Origin of the sequence: Clostridium sp. 1001283B150225_161107_B6, assembly GCF_015556325.1 — a bacterium.
Lineage (GTDB): Bacteria > Bacillota > Clostridia > Lachnospirales > Lachnospiraceae > Enterocloster.
Window position 1 is genome coordinate 117,899 of sequence record NZ_JADNMD010000006.1, and the last position, 20,300, is coordinate 138,198.

A 20,300-nucleotide genomic window follows, 5' to 3' on the forward strand; every position below is an offset into this window, starting at 1 on the left:
GTGCATTATTTTCTATTTTATCCTCTGTATGAATCATTACTTCTTATCTGGTGATATGGCTTTTTCATGACGCCGTATATGCTCCACGGATTCCTTCATGCCTGCCCTCAGCAGCAGGTACAGTATCTCCATGACCGCCGTGGCCGTGACCCTGGAAAACCAGAATTCTTCTGTCAGCAGCTTTTCCCTGGTGGCGGTAACAATCTTATAGTCGCTTATTCCGGCCAGAGGCGAATTTCCATTGTTGGTAATGAGGATGACCGTGCATCCGTTTTCCTTTGCCCCCTCCGCCAGGGTCTGAAGACGCTTGGAACTGCCGGAATTGGATATAACCATAACCACATCCTCCGGTCCCAGGTTAAAGGTATAGGCTGTCTGGGTCTCCCATATATCTCCTGCCACGGCCGGGATTCCCAGCTGGTTGAATTTAAAGGCTCCGTCCAGCGCCACAGGAATGGTGTTGCCCACGGCTGCCAGCTGCACCATGCGGGCGTGCTCCAGCTTGTCCAGAATATGCTCCAGATTGGCAGGGTCCATCATGTTCACTGTCTCTGTCAGCTCCGCCACCTTATTGGCCAATATGTTCTGAAGGGACTGGCTCAGGTCGCTGCGGTCAATGTCATTGGACACGTTCCTGTCCTTGTGTTCTTCTTCCAGCACCTCCCTGGCCAATGCCAGCTTCAGGCTGTGGAATCCCTTAAAACCGCACCGCCTGCAGAAACGGGATACCGTGGCGTCGCTGGTCCCGCTGGCCCTGGCCAGCTCTCCCACTGTCATGTCCACCACTTCCGCCTTATGCTCCATCATATAATCCGCTATCTTTTTCTCTGCTTCAAAAAATTCATCATAGGAGGAGCAGATGACTCCCAACGCGCTTCGTGTCTCTCCCATATCATATTCCGCCTGTCTCATGTAAATTTATTTCATGCTTTAAATATAGCACACAAAATTTAAAAATAAAAGTTGTTTTTCGTCATATATTATAATGCTTTCTGAAACTTTATTAACTTTTCGTTACTCCCCTTGTTTTTCCTTTTTTACTGTGCTATAATCTCTAAACGTTAACACATTATTAACAATTTGTTTATATTTAGCCGCATATTATCAGGTCTTCAAATGTGAGAAAGAGGCTGGTATCATGAAAAGTATTAAAACATTTTTATCCAGGTACAAACATGCATGGCTGCTGTGTTACGGCTTCATTTATCTCCCATGGTTCTGTTACCTGGAACGGACGGTCACACGTCATTACCATGTGATGCATGTTGCCCTGGACGACTTCATACCCTTCAACGAATATTTTATTATTCCCTACATGATGTGGTTTTTATACGTGGCGGGAACCATTGTTTTCTTCCTTTTCCGCAATAAGGAAGACTATTACAGGATTTGCACCTTCCTGTTCTCAGGCATGACCATCAGCCTGATTATCTGTACCTTTTTCCACAACGGCACAGATTTCAGACCGGCCATTGACCCGGGCAAGAACATATTTTCCAGCATGGTTGCAGCCCTGTACCAGACGGATACGCCTACCAACGTATTCCCCAGCATCCACGTATACAACTCCATCGGCACCCACATCGCCATCATGAAAAGCGAGTCGCTTAAGAAATATCCCTGGGTCCGGGCCGGTTCAGCCATCCTTATGGTTTCCATCTGCCTGTCCACTGTCTTCTTAAAACAGCACTCGGTCATCGACCTGGTAGGCGCAGCCATTATGGCTTATGTGATTTACGGAATCGTCTACGGATATAACTGGTCCGCAGAAGACAAAAAGGTCACCCAGAAGGCCCTCAGTTAGATGGACAAAAAAACAAAACCGTTGTACGCCAGTATGTGATTACCAGCCGGCGTACAGCGGTTTTTTATTATTATAGTGCCCTGCTGCACTGTTGCAAAACAGCCTGATTATGCTCCCTGTCAGCTCCCATATAGAGAAGGAAGATAACAGCGCTCAGCACCAGGTAGAAATACCAGGCAATGGCATAGGAGCCCGAGGCATCGTAAATCCAGGCGGACATGGAGGTTCCCAGGGCGATTCCTGCCATATTTCCCGCATTGCATATTCCGTAAATGGAAGTAAATTCACGGGTGCCGAAAAAGCGGGTCACCAGACAGGTGGCCGGTATGGACTGGATGGCATTGGCAAGTCCGAAGGCAGCGGCAAACAGATACGGAGCGCCAGGCAAACCTGCCATAATCAGGAATCCCAGGGAAGCTGCCAGTACCAGGCATATGTAGATGGACGCCCCCCTGATTCCCAGGCGGTCGTAGAGGGTTCCCAGTATGACCTTTCCCGCCATCAGGACTCCCATGGACAGTGAATATATCCCCGACGCATACTGCGCCCCATACCCCATATCCGTAAGGTATGCTATCATGTGCTGCTGAATCCCCATTGCCACCGAACTGGCCAGCACCAGCGCTGCCAGAACCAGCCAGAACCGCCTGGTCCCCATGGCCTGGGCCCTGGTAAGCCCGGTTTTTATGTCCGGGTTTATATCAGCCTTTGTATCCGTTTTTGCTGCCTTTCTATCTGCTTTTGCAGCTGCCTTCCCATCTCCCGGCGATTCCTTTATGACAAAGAGAATAACCGGTACCATCAGCAGCAGATACAGGCACCCGATAAAGCGGTATCCGTTCCTCCAGCCATAATCCGCCACAATGTGGGAGAGGACCGGCGTCACCACCATGGCCATGAGCCCGGAACCAGCCAGGGCAAAGCCTACTGCCGTGCCCTTTTTTTTCGTAAACCAGTTGGACAGAATCTTATTTACGGGAATCAGGTTTGAGAATCCGAATACCAGGCCGCACAGGACGGCATTTGCATAAAAGAACCACAGACCCGGGGCAAAGGAATAGCAGAACAGGCAGGCTCCCCCCACCGCTGCTCCGGAAACCATCAGCTTCTTCAGGCTGTACCGCTCCATAAGCCTGCCCTGGAACGGGGCTGCCAGCATGCCGACCATGGAAAATATACTGGAATATAAGGCAATCTGGCTTCTGGATACGCCCAGCTCCATGGAAACCGGCTTTAAGAATACACCTACGGTATTGGACAGGACCCCGATATTACACCCGCATACCACTGCACAGCCAAGTACAACAGACCAGCCATAGAATAATCTGTTATCCCGTTCTTCCATTACGCCGTCCTTTCTCCCCGGATGTGAAACACATGCTGTTCCAGCCGCGACATGGCTTCCTTGCACACCGCCATGGGACAGGCCAGATTGAGACGGATGTGCTCCGGCGCAAGGTAGGATGCTCCGTCATTTCCCAGCACGCCGCATGTCTCCATGTCCTTAAGAACCTGTCTGAAATCCAGGGAAGGCGAAGAACAGTCCAGCCATCCCAGGTATGTACCCTCAGGCAGCTGCATCCTGACCCCTGCAAACCGGTCTGCCACATAGTCATGTACGTATTCCTGGTTTTTCCTGATATAGCGGTTCAGCTGTTCCACCCACTCTCCGCCCTCCTGGTATGCGCCAATGAGCGCCTCGCAGGACAGCACATTGGGGTTGCTGAAATGGGTCATAACCGTTGCCTTCTCCATGGCATCCCGCAGCCAGGGCGCATATGTGACGGCATAGGCGCAGCGCAGGCTTGCCAGATTAAAGGTCTTTGTGGGCGAATACAAACTGATGGTAATTTCTCTTGCAAGACCCGACACCATGGCTGTGGGTATATGCTGCTTGCCTCCGGGTGTAAAATCAGCCCATATCTCATCTGAAATCAGAAGCACATGATATTTCCCGCAAAGGTTTACCACGGCCCGTATCTCATCCTCATCCCAGACCCTTCCCGTGGGATTGTGGGGCGAGCAGAAGATAAATGCTTTGGCCTTATTTTCCAGTATTTTCCTCTCCATATCCTCCAAATCCAGGCGCGGAACTCCTTCCTGGTCCGGCTTCAGCATGCTGGGGCAGAGCACCCGCCCCAGGTCCCCAACGGTACGGATAAATCCGGAATAGACAGGTCCGCTGCACATCACCCTGTCTCCCGGAAGGGTAAAGGCCTGCAGCGCTGCAGCGATTCCCCCCAGCACCCCGTTCTGGTAAAGTATGTGTCCCGCCCGCAGGTCCTGGTTGTGAAAATGTGTCCCATGCCATTTTATGATTGCCTGGTAAAACCGGTCGTCCAGATTAAAATAGCCGAACAGCGGATGCTCCATCCGCCGTTTTACTGCCTCGACCACACAGGGGGCAGTGGCAAACTCCATGTCGGCAATCCCCATGGGTATGATATCCTTCCTCCCCTCGTCAGCCGCCTTCCATTTTATGGTCCCGGTTCCTGTACGGTCCCATTTTTCATCAAATATAGATTGCATGTCTTGTTCCTTTCTGTCATCCATTCCCCGCGGCGTGTGTCCTGCGCCGGTTACTGCCACAGTTCCGGGTCCAGCAGCGCCTGTACCAGATGGCCGGTCACTGCCTCCCACAGTTGTTTTCCCTTTTCCCTGGTGGCAGCATAGCTGTTTCCCAGGATGCCTGTCTCTGTGCGCGTTTCAAACGGCAGGAAGGTATAGGGCCGGCCCGGACGCCCGTGGGGAGTTCCCTTTTGTATATTCCCCCCCTTTGCTTCCATATAGCAGGGGTCCACCAGGCTTTCGTCCAGGGCCAGCATAAGGGAGGTTTCCACCTCATCCGCGTGGAAAATATTGCTCTGGGTATCCAGAATGGCTTCAAAATCCTCGTTGCAGCCAACATAATACGGAACCCAGGAAATATGGATGCCGTATCGGGTGGCAATGTCCATGACAGCCATGTCTGTAGGCGTTCCATTGCCTCCGTGGCCATTGACGCAGCATATATTCCTGAAGCCATGGGACACGATTCCCCTGGCCATACTTGTGAGGCAGTCCATATACAGCCTGGGGTCCAGGGACAATGTCCCCGGATAATTCCTATGGTGCAGTGAATTTGATATGGTGACAGTGGGCGCTATGACTGCACGGCGTCCCATTCCAGCCAGCCTGGCTGCCGCAATATCACAGGCAGCCTCCGCCAGCATGGAATCCGTTCCTGTGGGAAGGTGGGGGCCATGCTGCTCCGTTGCCCCCAACGGTATGAGTACCAGCGCATTTTCCTCTGCCAGCCTTCTCAGTTCTTCCCTATTTAAATTATCCCATCTGTAAGGATGTTTCATCTCTGTCCAAAGTCTCCTTTCTTCTTCCCGCTCCTCTGCCTTATATCCGGAACGGGCACTTTTCGTAGGGCGGCATCTTTCTGGCTTTTCTGGATTCCATGAAGTCCTTCCGGAAATCGTCCGCCAGGCCCGGTTCCCTGAGAATATCAAGGGCGCTCTGTGAAATGATTTTGCTGGCATAAACAGCTGCCTTTTCTCCGATGGCTGTTCCCGCTGCCGCAGTCACGGTCCAGTGGTGGGCCCTGGTTCCCGTCACCTCACCAAGCCCGCTGAGCTGAATAGTGGGCAGGATGTGGCTTACATCCCCCACATCCGAGGTGCCCCTGAAAAATGGAATGGCATCCCAGTCCTTAACCGGAGAAGTCCTTACAGGAATCAGCGCGTCCAACTCACCGGGCGGCTCCTCCTCGAAGAAATTCCGGTGAAGCTTCCTGGCAAATTCATAGTCCTCTTCGCTGTATGTGAGAGGCGGTATCTTCTTTGCCTCCTCATATACATACCGGTTCAGTGCAATGGCCGGGAAATTACCCCTGCAGTAGGTGCGCAGGGTCATCTGCAGCTTTGTCTCCGTCATGATGGCCGCGCCCCGGGCAACCGCCTTTACCCGCTCCACCAGTTCCTTGTTCTCCTCATCCCTGGAACGGATATAATAGAATACGGATGCATGTTCGGGAACAACGTTGGGCATTTCCCCGCCATCCTCATATACATAGTGGATGGAGCACTCCGGCGTCATATGCTCCCTGAGGTAATTCACCCCGATGTTCATGAGTTCACAGGCGTCCAGGGCGCTTCTTCCGTTCCAGGCCCGCACTCCGTGGGCTGTCTTTCCGAAATATTCAAACAGCATACTGGTCAGAGCCATATTGGTATAACCCGCAAACTTAAGCTCATGGCCTCCCGGATGCCACATCAGGCATACGTCCATATCGTCAAAATACCCCCATTTGGCCAGCCACACCTTGCCGTCCAGGGTTTCCTCCGCCGGACAGCCCACATAGATAACCGTACCGGTCAATTCTTCCTTCTCTGCCGCGAATTTAAGGGATGAGGCGGCTGCCGCCCCGCAGCCGGCAATGAGATTGTGGCCGCACCCATGGCCGCAGCCCGGAATGGGGCTGTAATAGGGTACATTTTCCTGCCCCAGTCCCTTTAAGGAATCCAGCTCCCCCAGTATTCCGATAACCGGCTTCCCGCTTCCCCATTTTGCATATACCGTATTATGAGGCGCGGTCTTTGACTCCGGCTCCCTGGCATTGAAGGTTTGCGTCTCAAATCCCTGCGCCTTCATGAATTCCGCCAAACGCCCGGCCGTGTAGTATTCTTCCATGGCAAATTCCGGATGCTCCCAGATATCGTGCATCAGTTTTCTTGCCTCTGTCTCGTATCTGTCATACCATGACTGGATATAATCGTTCATATTTTATGCCACTCCTTTCACTGTGCAGTGCCCTGGCTTTTCCCTGCCTTTGACCGGTGCAGGATATATGCAAAAATACAGGTGACTGCTATGTCCGTCAGCAGTCCGTACCTGGTGAATCCGGTATACCTGCACACAAGGAATACCGCAAATGCCAGGGGGACATATTTGATACTGCCTCTGAAATTCGCCATAAGGCGCATGGTCAGCATGGAGCCGTACAGACACGGGAGCACGTAACCCAGGGCCTTAAGCACCGGCTCAGGCACCACCTGAAGCATGGCGGAACCCACCAGTATAATGACGGTCAGGACTATCAGGCTGAAAAATACGGACATACCCACGCCGATTACCGTTGCCATCTGCCCCCTGGGACTGCTGTTGTCGGAATCAGTGGCGCTCTGTACCGCCACTGCCACAGGCACGCGGGTATTGCCCACATTGCCGGCCAGATAAGACATGTAGGTTCCGGCTGCTCCCAGAATAGGGAAATAGGAAATAGGTTCCGCAATCCACCCTCCCACTCCGGCCGCACAGGCTGCCGCGGCACAAGCCATGTAGGCATCTGCCGGAGCCGTAAACCCTGCAACAAAATGCATGTACAGGACAGGGGAAAACATCAGTATGAAGGCAATGGCCATGGTGGCCCGCCCAATCAGATGCACCTTCTTAACATATACATTGCTGTAGTCTTCCTGAATCTGGTCCTTTGTCATCACGTTCTTCTCTTCCATGACCCTACCTCCTATAAACCTGCGTAATAAGCCACAGTGGCGCAAATCATGCCAGCCAGCATGGCAATGCTCATCGTAAAGTTCCCAAGACTCTTCTTACCGGACTTCTTCACATATTTTGTCAGTGCAAAGGTACAGGCGGCCGAAGCTGCAAATCCCACCAGGTTGGGCGAGGACTTGGATGCGTTATTGGCCCCCAGATAGACCAGCAGGGCCATCATGGCTGCCAGGGAGAAGGCAGGCAGGAAGCTGCGGCTGCTCTTGGCAGCCTTTACCATGGCGTCGTCCATGGGCTTTACCGTAATAAGTGTATTGATAAGGAAGGGCGCAGAACCAAGAGTCATGGTAAACAGGCACAGAGTCAGGGTACTCTCTGTTATGCCTTCGGTTCCCAGGGTTACGCCCAATGTGGAGGCCGCAATCTCCGCCATCTGGGTTTCATAGGCAGCCGACCCAATAACGCCCACTCTCATGAAGGACAGCACCGGTCCTATCAGGCTGACCAGTCCCAGGGCCACCACAATGATGGAACAGGCCGGCGCAATGGCGGATACGCAGCCGATTTTCATGACAGAACGCACTTCGTCTTCCGACAATACCCGGTGTTTCTTGTTAAACATCAATGCGTTGCGAATGAACAATACTGCCTGGATAATAACCAGGCCAATAATTAAAAGGCAAAACAGAAAACAAATTCGGTTTACAGTGACCATGGCTTGACTCATACTCTTTTTTTCCTTTCTCATTTGTCAACTTAGTTTACTTGTTGTAAAGTTACTTTACTTTATGTAAATATTCTATACCTTATTTTGCCCGATGTCAATACACAAAACACAAAAAAAGAAAGCATCCAAAAAAGATGCTTCCAGCTTTTCAGATACTTTATACAATTGACTACTTAAACTCATCCATCTGCATATGATAGTCGCTGTAGGCCTGCAGGACTTGAAAAGCAGATTCAATCTGCTCCTTTGTGAAACGCTGCTCCAGAAAAGCAATGAACTTGCCGAAATTCTCTGTGTCATACACCCGGTGCAGTTCATGCAGCTCAAGCCCTTTCTCAGTGGGATAATACAGGACCTTCTTATCATTATACCGTTCCCGCCCCCGGTAGAGGAGCCCGGAACGCTCCAGCTTGGTCAGCATCTGGGTTGCTGCTGCCCGCGTCTTATTCCAGCTATGGGCCAGCTCAATGGCGGATATTCCCGGATTCTCCACCACATACTTCAGAAAGTGGACCTCAGTGGCTGTGTAGCTTTCCCCGTTCCCATACTCATGGGATGAATTGGATGCCCGGCAGAAACTGGCCGCACGGTGCATGATATCCGAAGCCTCAAATGTTGTAAATGTATAATCCTTTCCTCCCTGCGTCAATCCCTGTTCCTCTCTTTTTCTATTATCTCAGATAAAAATCTTAGTTCCATTCTATCCAGTTTATGGGCAAAAGTCAACCTTTCCCTCAGGAATCTCCCCCGCCCCATCTCCCGCCATGCTGTCCCATTGGCGGGAAACCAAAAAATCCATGGCCCTCCCTGCCAACGGGATTTCCATGGATTTTCATATCAATTTTTGATTGGATGATGCCGGCTTCCCGGACTCCCGGTGCTCCCGGGTTACTGCTCCTTGGAAAAAGGATTCAGCATCTTGTTCACCACTTCCGCCTCAGAAGGGCCTTCGAACAGGGTGCTTCCCTGGTCCTTTGCAGGTATACTGTCAACCCTGGAGCCGTCAATGCTGCCCCTCATCTCTACTTCGTGCTTATAGTCAGCCAGGTATTTTTCAATGGCGCTGATTTTGTCTTCCGGCGCCTCCATACCTTCCCTAGATAGTCCCATGATGTCCATGACCGTATCCAGCTCTCCGTCATCCCAGTCCTTAAGGACAGTGTTGGCAAGAAACTGAATCCGTTCCCTGATTGAATTACACTTCAAAAATTCTTTTACCATTTTATAAGACCTCCATACATATGGAAATTTCCTGATACCGGCTATACTATACTACTCCGTTAAAAAAATGTCAATTAAAACCGTAAAATTTCTGCGTTATTTTATATCCCAGAATCAGCAGTTCCCTTCCGCCCTTGCCCGGAAGATTGCATCCCTGTCCCAGGAAACCCATCCTGAGCCGCAGGAACAGAGGAAGATTCTGCTTTTTCAGATATTGCCACAGCTCCTTCTTTTTCTCCAGGTTTTCTTCTGTCCCGGATTTGATGGCCAGGACAGAACAGATGGTCATCATGATTTCCAGGTACTGTATCATGTAATGGCGCAGTTTTCTGCTGCTTATCTTCATGGCGTCATAATACCCCAGCATCAGCTTGGTGACCCGAATCTGCTGGTCAATACGGCCAATCATCACCTCTTCATTGACTGACTGGTCCTGCCTCCCGATATAATAACGGTAGAAGTTCACATCCAGGTAATAGATATGCTTCACATGGGGCAGTGGCTGGTACACAAAAATATTGTCCACATAAAAGGTGTGCTTGGGCAGCTCCAGCCCGCACTGGATAAGCAGCCCTGTCCTGTAAATAACAGAATGCATCAGGATATACTGCCCTGTCATGAAGAACTTCACGTCATTCCATCCAAATACCTTGTCCTTTGGAAACGCCGTGTGATATTTCATCACCTTTTTCCTTCTGGCGCCCTCCTTTTCATAGACAAAGTTGGTAACCAGCATATCCAGCGTCTCTCCTCCGTATACAAAGCGCCTCAGGGTTGAAAGAACCTGCTCATACGCCTCCTCATTGACCCAGTCGTCGCTGTCCACCACCTTAAAGAAAATGCCTGTGGCATTTTTAAGTCCTGTATTCACAGCCTCCCCGTGCCCGCCGTTTTCCTGGTGGATGGCACGGCAGATAGTTGGATATTCCCGGGCATACCGGTCTGCAAGCTCCCCCGTCCTGTCCTTTGTGGAACCGTCATCCACAATGATGATTTCCACTTCCTCCCCGCCTGTAAGCAGGGTGTTGATGCAGTGCTCCATATAGCTCTCCGAGTTATAACAGGGGATTGCCACAGTCAATAACTTCACGTTTCTACCTCCTCGTTATGAGCGCTTGGAGACCGTCCTTTGGTCTCCTACGCGCGATACATGTCACTGGCGCTTAGCGAGGTCCTTTCGAGCTTAGCGCAGTGGCTCGTTATGAGCGCTTAGCCAAATACTGCCAGGGCTGCCAGATTAGCGGCCCCATGCATCAATACTGCCATAGGATATCTGCGGTATTCACTGCTTTCATAGCCCCATGCCAGCACCATTCCCAGCAGGAATGCATAAGTGCCTTGAATCCAGTTTCCATGATATATGCCAAAGGCCAGGGATGATATGACTGCTGAAGGAAGAAAAGCCATAAAGCGCCTGAGCCATCCGTACAGGACCAGGCGGAAGGCTCCCTCCTCCAGGATGGGGGCCAGGACCAGTGTCATCCACAAAAAGCCTGCTCCCTGAGATACAGCCGGACTCATGGCCTCCTCGTAAGATGAGAGGAGACTGCCCGGCCATGGTATAACCTTTACCAGCAGATTGCCGGCCAGCGCCGCTGCCGCTGCCGCCAGTACACGCTTCTGCCATCCTGCGGGCAAAAGCTGCTTTTCATCCCTCATACGCTCCCTGTCCTTCTGTTCTTATTCTGTGTTTTTATTCTGCGTTCTTATTCTGCTGACAGTATAGCATGGCTCCATGTGTTTTGCCACCATCTTTTTACTCTTTTCATTGCATTTTTTCCCATATTACCCTATAATAAACTTAATTTATATGACAATTTAAAAGACAAGCGAGGTATGGATTATGGCGAAAAAACGCATCGTAATGGCCATTGGCCACAAAGATATGGGAACCAATCTTCCTGAACAAAAGGCAGCTGTGGCGAGAACCGCCAAAATCATCGCTGATTTCATCCAGGAGGGGTGGCAGGTAGCCATTGTACACAGCAACGCTCCCCAGGTAGGCATGATTCACACGGCCATGAATGAATTCGGCAAACAGCATGACGGCTATAGTCAGGCTCCCATGTCTGTCTGCTCTGCCATGAGTCAGGGTTATATCGGATACGACCTTCAGAACGGAATCCGGGCTGAATTGATTAAAAGAGGCATTTACAAACCAGTAAGCACTGTACTGACCCAGGTGACAGTGGACCCATATGATGAGGCTTTCTATACCCCTGTAAAGGTCATCGGACGTGTGATGACCAAGGAGGAAGCTGATGCTGAGGAAGCCAAGGGCAACCATGTGACAGAAGTGGAAGGCGGCTACCGCAGAATCGTTGCATCCCCCCATCCCGTTGCCATAGTGGAGATTGATGCCATCAAGGCCCTTATGGATGCGGACCAGATTGTCATTGCCTGCGGAGGAGGCGGCATTCCGGTTATGGAGCAGGGCTATAACCTAAGGGGCGCCAGCGCCATCATTGAGAAGGACCTTGCCACCGGACTGCTGGCCAAAGAGATTGACGCGGATGTGATGATGATACTTACCAGCGTGGACAACGTGACCTTAAACTACGGTACTCCCCAGGAACAGCCCATCAGCCGCATGACCATAGACCAGGCCAGGGATTATATCAGCCAGGGCCAGTTCGAATTTGCCTCCATGCTGCCAAAGGTATCTGCCTCCATTGATTTCCTGGAGAGCGGCAAAGGCAGGAAAGCCATCATCACCACCCTGGATAAGGCAAAAGAAAGCCTGAAGGGACATGCAGGCACGGTAATTGAATAAAGACCCTGGTTCTGCCAGACAACCGTACGTAAACAACAAAAAGGAATCCATTCATCCCTTAAGAACAATAGGGGTTGATGGATTCTTTTTGTGATTGTTTCTGTTATTATTTCTGTTATTATTTTGCTGTCCGTATACTTTTAATCTGACAGAATCCGGCAGACATGCAGATATATAGCCGGCAGACATGTGAAGCCCTATGCCTCCGCAGCGTCATCATGCCTCCGCCAGCACCCGCTCCGTAATATAGCTGACCATCTCCTCCTTGGGCATCCCCAGGGACAGGGCCAGCTCAGAGTACAGATTATCCTCCGCCGTCTTAAAATACCGCTCGTCCAGGTCCGTCATTTTCTTTCCCTGCTCCATGCGGTCCTTCCGGCGCAGGTACAACGCCTTTATCATGCTAATCCACACCCGGCAGTCACAGGTCTTAAGGGCTTCCTTATACCGTTCCTCCCGCTGCTTATCATTGGTCACCTCCATCTCCTTCACATCAGAGATTTCGTCAATCAGTTCAAGGGCCTCTTCTTTGGAAAGAAGCGGCCTGGTTATGGTTTTCTCCGAATCAACAGGCGTCACAATCTTGCTGTCTTGCTGATAATAGGGACGGAGTACATAATACAGCCGGCCCTTCGGACCGTCAGGCCTGTCAATTTTGATGATATCCATCACCTCGCAGACGCCTCTGATGCCGTATATGATATACTGACCTTTCTGATACATATTTTACCGCCTACTTCCCTTATTTTATAATACATATATTGTATCACTAAAAGGGTGTCGATGTCAGAAGTTTTTTGGCGGCGCCGTAAACTTTGTAAAAAATACACCATGGAGCCGTATATTTTTTTGTATACAATAGCCAGTCTCCGGGGTATATGCATCTATTGTATCTCTTTCTCCATTTGCCCTGAGCCGGACTTTATGGTAATCCTGACCGCAATATTGGCGGTATCTGTTTCCACACAAACCATGTCCCCGGCTTTTACCTCTGCTATATCAGCGGCTTTTCCCTCCGAATCCATAACCTCAGTGGAAGAGGACAACAGGATTGTCACAGCGGCGGCGGAATCTTTGCCATCCCCTGTGTGTTTGTCCGGGCCCCTGCTTCCGGCCTCATTCTGGTTCCGGCCTTTTCCCGTTTCACCGCCCTTATCTCTCCGTCCAGGTCTGCCTCCTGCCCCCTTTTCCGGCCCGTCTCCGGCTTCTTGGGTGTCCGGGACACGGTCTGTGCCTGCCTCATCAGGTCCGCCGTCAGTCTCTTCCCCGTCCATCCTTTTTCCCGCATCGCCCTTCCCCTGCCCGCCGCCTCTGGGGCTAGGTCTTCCGGTAACAAGGGATATCTGTGAATCAGAAATTTCCTTCACCATACCAATGATTTCCGTCGCCTCCGCATTGCTGCTTTCTTCCGGTGCTTCAACAGTATCAGAAGCCGCGGCATCCTCTTTCCCCTGACCTGCGCAGCCGGATGCCAGAACCGCAGCAGCCAGCACTGCCAAAATAAATACTCCTTTTTTCATGAATATACTCCTTTTAATCCTGTAATCCTCTGTCCCGGCGGCACAGGAATGCCGTATATGCATCCCTGGGCCAGTTCCTGCATTTCCTCCATGACTATTCCATGATGTCAATACTGATAATCTGTGTATCCTCCAATATCATTCTTACAATGCTTCCAACTGCCAAATCAGATTCCGTACCTTCCCGGCCCTCCATTCCTTTTGTAATGACAGTGGAACCGGTCAGATAAACGGTTGTTTCATCCGCGCTGAATTCCATTGTCATACCTCCGCTCCCCTGTCTGTCCCAGGGATTCCCGCCCTCCGGCATTGCAGGCATGGTCCCCTCATCTTCAGGTTTTGCAGGAGGGTTCTCCCCATCCGCCGGTTTTTCCGGCGGAGTTTCTCCATCTGCCCGTTTTTCCGGCAGTGTCTCCCCTTCTGCCGGTTTTTCCGGCGGGGTTTCCCCGTCCGGCGCCCTGCCTTCTGCAGGACCGGTTCCGTCACCATCCCTCTGTTCCGGCTTTAAAGCAAATGTCACGGTCAATGAGCCGTCGCCTGCCCCAGTTATTTTAGCCATTACACTCCCGTCATCCCGGGGAGTCATCCTGTTATCTGTCTGTGCTGCTTCCGAACCGGAGGATGACCATGATGCCGCGTAGCTCATCACCCCGGTACCAATCACAGCCGCCGCGCACAGACCTGCACACAGTAACATCCTTGCTGGATTTCTTTTCATTGTAATCTCCTTCTTTCCGCTTTATTTCAGATTTTCATCTGATTCCAGAAGTATAACGGCCCTGGCTTAAATCAAACTGAAATTCACAGATATTTCATAAAATACCTTTGTTTGCACCAAAATAAAAAAGCAGCGGTTTCCCGCCACTTTTTCCATTTCTCCATCCTCCATCAATCCCACCAGAAAAACCATACATGGGACCTGGACAGGGACCCTGCCAGGGTCATGACCTCCTCCGTAAAACAGAAGCCGAACTGTTCCATAGCCAGCTTCTCGGCCTGTTCCTGGTCTGCCACCGGTGTATCCACATAAAACTGCAGGGTATCGGCACCCATAACAGCCGGCACAGCTCCCCACATTTCATACCACCGTTTTGCAAATGCCAGCATCCTGCCGCTGTCCGGACACTGGTTCCATCCGCCAAAGGGAAGCCAGCCCAGCACCTTCCAGGGCTGGTCCACCGGAATCTCCGCCAGTATGACATCTGATTTTTGTCTGGTCAGATAATCCGTGTCCTCCTGGAAATGCTCCGCCGCTTCTCCGTCCTCAAACCTTCCCAATAAGGACTCCGGCATTTCCATGGACGATTCCGCCAGGTTCGTTGTCACCATGTCTATAAAATTTTCATCCGGATAAATGAACAGAGGAACAAATCCATCCCTCTTTCCCTGTTCCCTCTTTCCCTGTTCCCTCTTCTCCAGATAAAGTTCCTCCAGGGGCTGTTCCGCTCCCCTGCGGTCAATCACCTGACATGGGCATCCCATAATTTCCAGCATTTTACGGTAACTCTCTTTCTTCTCATCTCCGGTCTGCATCATTTCTTTCCCTCCATACGCATCCCTGCCGTTTTTCAGAACCAACATTCAATCTTCATGCTTCCATTATATCGGATAACCCCCTCTGCGGCTATCCCCCATTCCAAAAACAGCCATCCCGCCGGAAAACAGGAACCAGCCTATGGCTGGTACCCGGCAAAGATATGAAAAGCCCGGGGACTCCGGTTTAAACAAACCGGAGTCCCCAGGCTCCTATCCGGTCAAACCAGACTCTGCTTACATCTGCTTAACCGCCAATCCTTTTACCCTGATGGAGGACCCATCAATCTTCCTTTACTTCCACTACCGCCAGTATTTCCGTGGCGCTGCCGCCCGGAAGCTCATTGGCTCCAATGGCAAGCCTTGCAGCGATTCCTGCTTCTCCATATAAATCACGGAACAGTCTGGAAGCCCCGTCTATGACCAAAGGCTGATTTCCAAACCCCTTGGCGCAGCGTACATAGCTGATAATCTGTACAAACTGTTTCACTCTATCCAAATCGCCCAGTTCCGTTTTCAGAACAGACAGAATATTCAGAGCGCAGATTTGGGCGGACCTCTGGCCATCCCCTATGGTCAAATCCTCCCCCACAACACCCACCACCTGGCGCACTCCATGGATATCCGGGGTCTGGCCTGCAATATAAATCAGATTTCCCACCCTTCTTGCGGGTACATACAATCCGTTGGGCCTAGGGAGCTCCGGAAGCTCAAGTCCCATTTCCTGCAATTTCTGTTCAACTATCATAGCCTTCTCCTTAGCGTGTTTCCATTCCCTCAGGCATTCTTTACCGTGGCAATATCAATCAGCGTCAGCTCCTTGGCCCGGTTTTCCAGGCTGGTTACCAGCGCATTGGCCGTATCCAGGGAGGTCAGGACATTGACGCCTGTCTCAATGGCATTGCGGCGGATGATGAAGCCGTCATGGCTGCGCTCTGCACCCTGGGCCGGGATGTCGATAATCAGGTCAATCTGATGGCCCAGCACCAGGTCCAGGATATTGGGGGATTCCTGCTCCAGCTTACGGATTTCGTAGGCCTTTACGCCGTTCTTATTCAGTGTCCTTGCCGTGCCTCTGGTGGCAAATATCTGATATCCCACAGCAGCAAACCTGCGGGCAATGTCCACTGCCTCCTCCTGGTCGCTGTGGCGCACAGACATAATCATTTTCCTGTATTTCGGAAGGCGGATGCCTGCGCCCTCAAATGCTTTGTAGAGCGCTTCATTGAATGTCTTTGCAATGCCCAGGCACTCGCCGGTGGACTTCATCTCAGGTCCAAGGCTGATGTCAGCACCGCGAATCTTTTCAAAGGAGAATACCGGCATCTTGATGGCAATATAATCAGCTGCCGGCTGTAATCCAGGCTGGTAGCCCAGCTCCCGGATGGTGTGGCCGCAGATAATCTGAGTGGCCAGCGGAACAATGGGGATTCCGGTTACCTTGCTGATATAGGGAACCGTACGCGAGGAACGCGGGTTCACCTCGATGATATATACGTCGTCCCCGTCCACAATAAACTGGATATTAATCATGCCCTTTACATGGAGGGCCCTTGCCAGCTTCTCGGTGTAGTCCACAATGGTGTCAATGTTATGCTGGCTGATATCCTGGGCCGGGTACACGGAGATACTGTCGCCGGAGTGGATACCGGTACGCTCAATATGCTGCATAATGCCTGGAATCAGGATGTCGGTGCCGTCACAGATGGCGTCCACCTCGATTTCCTTGCCCATAATATATTTATCAACCAGAATCGGATGCTCCTGGGCAATCTGGTTGATGATGCCGATAAACTCATCAATGTCCTCGTCGCTGATGGCAATCTGCATCCCCTGTCCGCCCAGTACATAGGACGGTCTTACCAGCACCGGATAGCCCAGCTTATTGGCTGCTTCCTTGGCCTCCTCTGCCGTGAATACGGTGTGGCCCGCCGGCCTTGGGATATTGCACTGCTCCAGGATAGCGTCAAAGCGCTCCCTGTCCTCTGCCGCATCCACATCCTCTGCCGCCGTGCCCAGAATGGGAACCCCCATCTTCATCAGGGCCTCTGTCAGCTTGATGGCTGTCTGGCCGCCGAACTGGACCACCGCGCCATCCGGCTTCTCAATATCCACAATGCTCTCCACATCTTCCGGGGTAAGGGGTTCAAAATACAGCTTATCCGCAATATCAAAATCCGTGCTGACGGTTTCCGGGTTATTGTTTATAATAATAGTCTCATAGCCTTCCCTGCTGAAAGCCCAGGTGCTGTGGACAGAACAGAAGTCAAACTCAATTCCCTGTCCAATGCGGATTGGGCCGGAACCCAGCACCAGCACCTTTTTGCGCCCGCCGGTCTGCTCCGCCTCGTTAAAACCGCCGAAGCAGGAGTAATAGTAGGGAGTCTCGGCTGCAAACTCAGCCGCACAGGTATCCACCATCTTATAAACCGCGCGGATATCATTGTGGTAGCGCAGCTTTTTGATTTCTTCCTGGGAAATGCCTGTAAGCCTTGCTATGACATTGTCAGGATACTCAATTCTCTTGGCCTCAGTCAGAAGTTCCACGGTCAGCTGCTTTTCTCCGGCTCCCACTGCCTTCAGGGCATCTTCCATCTCCACCAGGATGGCCAGCTTGTCAATGAACCAGAAATCAATCCTGGTGATGTCATGGATATGCTCATAGGTGAATCCGCGGCGCAGTGCCTCTGCAATTCTCCAGATGCGCATATCATCCACCCTGGATAATTCCTCTGTCAGCTCTTCATCGGAAAGGTCTGTAAAATCATAGGACAGCAGGCAGTCCACATGCTGTTCCAGGGAACGGATGGCCTTCATCAGCGCACCTTCAAAATTGGTGCAGATACTCATGACCTCACCTGTGGCCTTCATCTGGGTGCCCAGGGTACGCTTGGCGCTGATAAATTTATCAAAGGGCAGCCTTGGCATCTTGACCACGCAGTAATCCAGCATGGGTTCAAAGCTTGCATATGTCTTTTTTGTAACCGCATTCCTGATTTCGTCCAGGGTATATCCCAGGGCAATCTTGGCAGCCACCTTGGCGATGGGATATCCCGTTGCCTTGCTTGCCAGGGCGGAGGAACGGCTAACCCGGGGATTTACCTCGATAACGCAGTACTCGAAGCTGTCCGGATTCAGGGCATACTGCACATTGCAGCCGCCGGTGATTCCCAGCTCGCTGATGATGTTAAGGGCAGAGGTGCGGAGCATCTGGTACTCCTTGTCCCCCAGCGTCTGGGAGGGGGCCACCACAATACTGTCGCCTGTATGAACGCCCACAGGGTCAATATTCTCCATATTACAAACAGTGATTACATTGCCCGCGCCGTCGCGCATTACCTCGTACTCAATTTCCTTCCACCCTGCGATGCAGCGCTCCACCAGCACCTGTCCCACACGGGAAAGGCGAAGTCCGTTTTCCAGGATTTCGGCGCACTGCGACCGGTTGTCTGCAATACCGCCGCCGGAACCTCCCAGGGTGTATGCCGGACGAAGCACAACCGGATAACCGATTCGCTCGGCAACCTCCAGACCATGCTTTACATCCTCCACAATATCAGAGGGAGCAACTGGTTCCCCAATCTTTTCCATGGTTTCCTTGAACATCTCGCGGTCCTCTGCCTTCTTGATGGTCAGGGCCGTGGTGCCAATCAGGCGCACATTGTGTTCTTTTAAGAAGCCTGCATCCTCCAGTTCCATGGCAAGGTTAAGCCCTGCCTGTCCGCCCAGGGTGGGCAGTACGCTGTCCGGTTTTTCTTTTAATATAAGCTGTTCCACCACTTCCACGGTAAGAGGCTCAATGTAGACCCGGTCCGCAATGTCCTTGTCTGTCATAATGGTGGCAGGGTTGGAGTTGAGGAGAACCACCTCAATTCCCTCTTCCTTCAGGGAACGGCAGGCCTGGGTGCCTGCATAGTCGAATTCTGCTGCCTGTCCGATGACAATGGGGCCGGAGCCAAGCACCAGTACTTTTTTGATATCAGGATTCTTTGGCATTAGTCATTCACCTCCATCATTTTAAGAAAACGGTCAAAGAGGTAACCGGAATCCAGGGGTCCCGGGCATGCTTCCGGGTGGTACTGCACCGTGAAGATATTCTTGCCAACGTACTTTAAGCCCTCGTTGGTGCTGTCATTTACATTGACAAATGCCGGTACGGCCACTGATGGGTCCAGGTTGTCCGTATCCACCACATAGCCGTGGTTCTGGGAGGAAATATAAACCCTTCCGGTCTCCAAATCCTTTACCGGATGGTTTCCGCCTCTGTGTCCATATTTTAATTTATGGGTATCCATGCCGTTGGCAAGGGCCATGAGCTGGTGTCCCAGGCAGATGGCAAAAATAGGAACATCTGACTCATACAGTTTTTTCACTTCTCTGATAATAGCTGTGTTTTCCTTCGGGTCCCCGGGGCCGTTGCTGAGCATGATGCCGTCAGGGTTTCCTGCCAGTACTTCCTCTGCGGGGGTATCAGCCGGATATACAGTTACTTCGCATCCCCTCTGATTCAGGGAGCGGGCAATGTTTCTCTTGGCGCCGTAATCCATGAGGGCAACCTTCTTACCGGTTCCGGGAAGGACATATTTTTCCTTTGTGGTGGTTTTAAGCACTACGCCGGTCACAATATACTCCTTCATGCGTTTTATGGGCTCGCTGAAATCGGTATATTCCTTTGTAGTAATCATACCGTTCATGGTGCCTTTTTCTCTTAATATTTTGGTAAGGGCTCTTGTATCGATACCGCAGATACCGGGAATGTCGTGTTCTTTTAAGAAGTTCTGAATGGTATCCTCGCTTCTGAAATTGCTGGGGATTCTTGATAATTCTCTTACAATATAGCCATCCGGCCAGGGCTTTGCTGACTCCATGTCCTCATGGCAGATTCCATAATTGCCAATAAGGGGATATGTCATGACAACGGCCTGTCCTGCGTAAGACGGGTCGGTCAGCACTTCCAGATAACCGGTCATTGATGTGTTAAACACGATTTCACTGATGACTTCTCGCTGGGAACCAATACTTGTCCCGGTGAATACAGTTCCATCTTCCAGTATGAGGTATGCTTTCATATGGGGGGTACCTGTCCTTTCTCATGTGTTTGGTTATGGGCCTGGTGACCTCAGCCCAAATTGTAAAGATTATACTGTATTTCATATGAATTTGCAATGACTTTGAATGCTAAATTTTTTTGTATTAATCAAATATTTTTTTAGTACAAAAAGG

20 protein-coding genes are annotated in these 20,300 nt (G+C 51.2%); 2 read left to right on the forward strand and 18 right to left on the reverse strand.

The window, feature by feature from the left end; translation table 11 throughout:
* Window positions 1-36: 36 nt before the first annotated feature.
* On the reverse strand, window positions 37-891 hold the full coding sequence (locus I2H39_RS15545) for a MurR/RpiR family transcriptional regulator (RefSeq protein ID WP_195626927.1): 855 nt from the start codon (window positions 889-891) through the stop codon (window positions 37-39).
* Between the two features lie 247 nt (window positions 892-1,138).
* On the opposite strand from I2H39_RS15545, the gene I2H39_RS15550 reads away from it, so the two are divergent.
* Window positions 1,139-1,804: a phosphatase PAP2 family protein gene (locus tag I2H39_RS15550; RefSeq protein WP_195626928.1), complete on the forward strand. Its 666-nt coding sequence runs from the start codon at window positions 1,139-1,141 to the stop codon at window positions 1,802-1,804.
* 70 nt (window positions 1,805-1,874) lie between these two features.
* Here I2H39_RS15550 and I2H39_RS15555 read toward each other — a convergent pair whose 3' ends face one another.
* From I2H39_RS15555 to I2H39_RS15600, 10 genes are all read right to left on the reverse strand, one after another.
* Window positions 1,875-3,149 (reverse strand): MFS transporter, encoded by a 1,275-nt coding sequence (locus I2H39_RS15555; protein WP_195626929.1) that lies wholly within the window; start codon window positions 3,147-3,149, stop codon window positions 1,875-1,877.
* Window positions 3,149-4,357, reverse strand: a complete 1,209-nt coding sequence (locus tag I2H39_RS15560) for an aminotransferase class I/II-fold pyridoxal phosphate-dependent enzyme (RefSeq protein WP_240305327.1) — start codon at window positions 4,355-4,357, stop codon at window positions 3,149-3,151. The genes I2H39_RS15555 and I2H39_RS15560 overlap by 1 nt, the downstream gene beginning before the upstream one ends.
* 26 nt (window positions 4,358-4,383) lie before the next feature.
* A complete protein-coding gene (locus I2H39_RS15565) occupies window positions 4,384-5,151 on the reverse strand; it encodes a creatininase family protein (protein ID WP_195626931.1) in 768 nt (255 codons plus the stop codon).
* A gap of 40 nt (window positions 5,152-5,191) precedes the next feature.
* Complete coding sequence (locus I2H39_RS15570; RefSeq protein WP_195626932.1) at window positions 5,192-6,571, reverse strand: amidohydrolase; 1,380 nt, start codon at window positions 6,569-6,571, stop codon at window positions 5,192-5,194.
* 17 nt (window positions 6,572-6,588) lie between these two features.
* Window positions 6,589-7,305, reverse strand: coding sequence for a hypothetical protein (locus tag I2H39_RS15575; RefSeq protein WP_195626933.1), 717 nt, complete (start codon window positions 7,303-7,305; stop codon window positions 6,589-6,591).
* An 11-nt stretch (window positions 7,306-7,316) separates the two neighbouring features.
* The gene (locus I2H39_RS15580) at window positions 7,317-8,051 is read right to left on the reverse strand and encodes a DUF5058 family protein (protein ID WP_347708590.1); all 735 of its coding nucleotides are present in this window, start codon (window positions 8,049-8,051) and stop codon (window positions 7,317-7,319) included.
* Between the two features lie 148 nt (window positions 8,052-8,199).
* Window positions 8,200-8,679, reverse strand: a complete 480-nt coding sequence (locus I2H39_RS15585; RefSeq protein ID WP_195626935.1) for a MarR family transcriptional regulator — start codon at window positions 8,677-8,679, stop codon at window positions 8,200-8,202.
* A 239-nt stretch (window positions 8,680-8,918) separates the two neighbouring features.
* Complete coding sequence (locus I2H39_RS15590) at window positions 8,919-9,251, reverse strand: hypothetical protein (protein ID WP_138309324.1); 333 nt, start codon at window positions 9,249-9,251, stop codon at window positions 8,919-8,921.
* A gap of 70 nt (window positions 9,252-9,321) precedes the next feature.
* Entirely contained in the window at window positions 9,322-10,341 is a 1,020-nt protein-coding gene (locus I2H39_RS15595; RefSeq protein WP_195626936.1) for a glycosyltransferase family A protein, read from the reverse strand.
* A gap of 119 nt (window positions 10,342-10,460) precedes the next feature.
* On the reverse strand, window positions 10,461-10,910 hold the full coding sequence (locus I2H39_RS15600; protein ID WP_195626937.1) for a CPBP family intramembrane glutamic endopeptidase: 450 nt from the start codon (window positions 10,908-10,910) through the stop codon (window positions 10,461-10,463).
* A 184-nt stretch (window positions 10,911-11,094) separates the two neighbouring features.
* Between I2H39_RS15600 and arcC the strand changes: the two genes are divergently transcribed.
* A complete protein-coding gene (gene arcC, locus I2H39_RS15605; RefSeq protein WP_195626938.1) occupies window positions 11,095-12,024 on the forward strand; it encodes a carbamate kinase in 930 nt (309 codons plus the stop codon).
* Window positions 12,025-12,240: 216 nt separating this feature from the next.
* Here arcC and I2H39_RS15610 read toward each other — a convergent pair whose 3' ends face one another.
* The 7 genes from I2H39_RS15610 to I2H39_RS15640 form a co-directional block, all read right to left on the reverse strand.
* Window positions 12,241-12,747: a CarD family transcriptional regulator gene (locus I2H39_RS15610; RefSeq protein ID WP_138309328.1), complete on the reverse strand. Its 507-nt coding sequence runs from the start codon at window positions 12,745-12,747 to the stop codon at window positions 12,241-12,243.
* Window positions 12,748-12,908: 161 nt separating this feature from the next.
* Entirely contained in the window at window positions 12,909-13,544 is a 636-nt protein-coding gene (locus tag I2H39_RS15615) for a hypothetical protein (RefSeq protein ID WP_195626939.1), read from the reverse strand.
* A 94-nt stretch (window positions 13,545-13,638) separates the two neighbouring features.
* Window positions 13,639-14,262, reverse strand: a complete 624-nt coding sequence (locus tag I2H39_RS15620; RefSeq protein ID WP_195626940.1) for a hypothetical protein — start codon at window positions 14,260-14,262, stop codon at window positions 13,639-13,641.
* Window positions 14,263-14,432: 170 nt separating this feature from the next.
* Complete coding sequence (locus I2H39_RS15625) at window positions 14,433-15,125, reverse strand: DUF4253 domain-containing protein (RefSeq protein WP_207746831.1); 693 nt, start codon at window positions 15,123-15,125, stop codon at window positions 14,433-14,435.
* Between the two features lie 235 nt (window positions 15,126-15,360).
* The gene (locus I2H39_RS15630; RefSeq protein ID WP_195626942.1) at window positions 15,361-15,825 is read right to left on the reverse strand and encodes a RidA family protein; all 465 of its coding nucleotides are present in this window, start codon (window positions 15,823-15,825) and stop codon (window positions 15,361-15,363) included.
* A 29-nt stretch (window positions 15,826-15,854) separates the two neighbouring features.
* Window positions 15,855-19,073: a carbamoyl-phosphate synthase large subunit gene (gene carB / locus I2H39_RS15635; protein WP_195626943.1), complete on the reverse strand. Its 3,219-nt coding sequence runs from the start codon at window positions 19,071-19,073 to the stop codon at window positions 15,855-15,857.
* Window positions 19,073-20,146 (reverse strand): carbamoyl phosphate synthase small subunit, encoded by a 1,074-nt coding sequence (locus I2H39_RS15640; protein ID WP_195626944.1) that lies wholly within the window; start codon window positions 20,144-20,146, stop codon window positions 19,073-19,075. The genes carB and I2H39_RS15640 overlap by 1 nt, the downstream gene beginning before the upstream one ends.
* Window positions 20,147-20,300: the final 154 nt, after the last annotated feature.

Coding starts and splice junctions, on each gene's coding strand:
- I2H39_RS15600 (WP_195626937.1), bottom strand. CDS start 10,910: ATGAGGGATGAAAAGCAGCTTTTGCCCGCAGGATGGCAGAAGCGTGTA.
- I2H39_RS15550 (WP_195626928.1), top strand. CDS start 1,139: ATGAAAAGTATTAAAACATTTTTATCCAGGTACAAACATGCATGGCTG.
- I2H39_RS15625 (WP_207746831.1), bottom strand. CDS start 15,125: ATGTTGGTTCTGAAAAACGGCAGGGATGCGTATGGAGGGAAAGAAATG.
- I2H39_RS15610 (WP_138309328.1), bottom strand. CDS start 12,747: ATGTATCAGAAAGGTCAGTATATCATATACGGCATCAGAGGCGTCTGC.
- I2H39_RS15630 (WP_195626942.1), bottom strand. CDS start 15,825: ATGATAGTTGAACAGAAATTGCAGGAAATGGGACTTGAGCTTCCGGAG.
- I2H39_RS15620 (WP_195626940.1), bottom strand. CDS start 14,262: ATGAAAAGAAATCCAGCAAGGATGTTACTGTGTGCAGGTCTGTGCGCG.
- I2H39_RS15580 (WP_347708590.1), bottom strand. CDS start 8,051: ATGAGAAAGGAAAAAAAGAGTATGAGTCAAGCCATGGTCACTGTAAAC.
- I2H39_RS15565 (WP_195626931.1), bottom strand. CDS start 5,151: ATGAAACATCCTTACAGATGGGATAATTTAAATAGGGAAGAACTGAGA.
- I2H39_RS15555 (WP_195626929.1), bottom strand. CDS start 3,149: ATGGAAGAACGGGATAACAGATTATTCTATGGCTGGTCTGTTGTACTT.
- carB (WP_195626943.1), bottom strand. CDS start 19,073: ATGCCAAAGAATCCTGATATCAAAAAAGTACTGGTGCTTGGCTCCGGC.
- I2H39_RS15640 (WP_195626944.1), bottom strand. CDS start 20,146: ATGAAAGCATACCTCATACTGGAAGATGGAACTGTATTCACCGGGACA.
- arcC (WP_195626938.1), top strand. CDS start 11,095: ATGGCGAAAAAACGCATCGTAATGGCCATTGGCCACAAAGATATGGGA.
- I2H39_RS15560 (WP_240305327.1), bottom strand. CDS start 4,357: ATGGATGACAGAAAGGAACAAGACATGCAATCTATATTTGATGAAAAA.
- I2H39_RS15590 (WP_138309324.1), bottom strand. CDS start 9,251: ATGGTAAAAGAATTTTTGAAGTGTAATTCAATCAGGGAACGGATTCAG.
- I2H39_RS15615 (WP_195626939.1), bottom strand. CDS start 13,544: ATGAAAAAAGGAGTATTTATTTTGGCAGTGCTGGCTGCTGCGGTTCTG.
- I2H39_RS15575 (WP_195626933.1), bottom strand. CDS start 7,305: ATGGAAGAGAAGAACGTGATGACAAAGGACCAGATTCAGGAAGACTAC.
- I2H39_RS15570 (WP_195626932.1), bottom strand. CDS start 6,571: ATGAACGATTATATCCAGTCATGGTATGACAGATACGAGACAGAGGCA.
- I2H39_RS15545 (WP_195626927.1), bottom strand. CDS start 891: ATGGGAGAGACACGAAGCGCGTTGGGAGTCATCTGCTCCTCCTATGAT.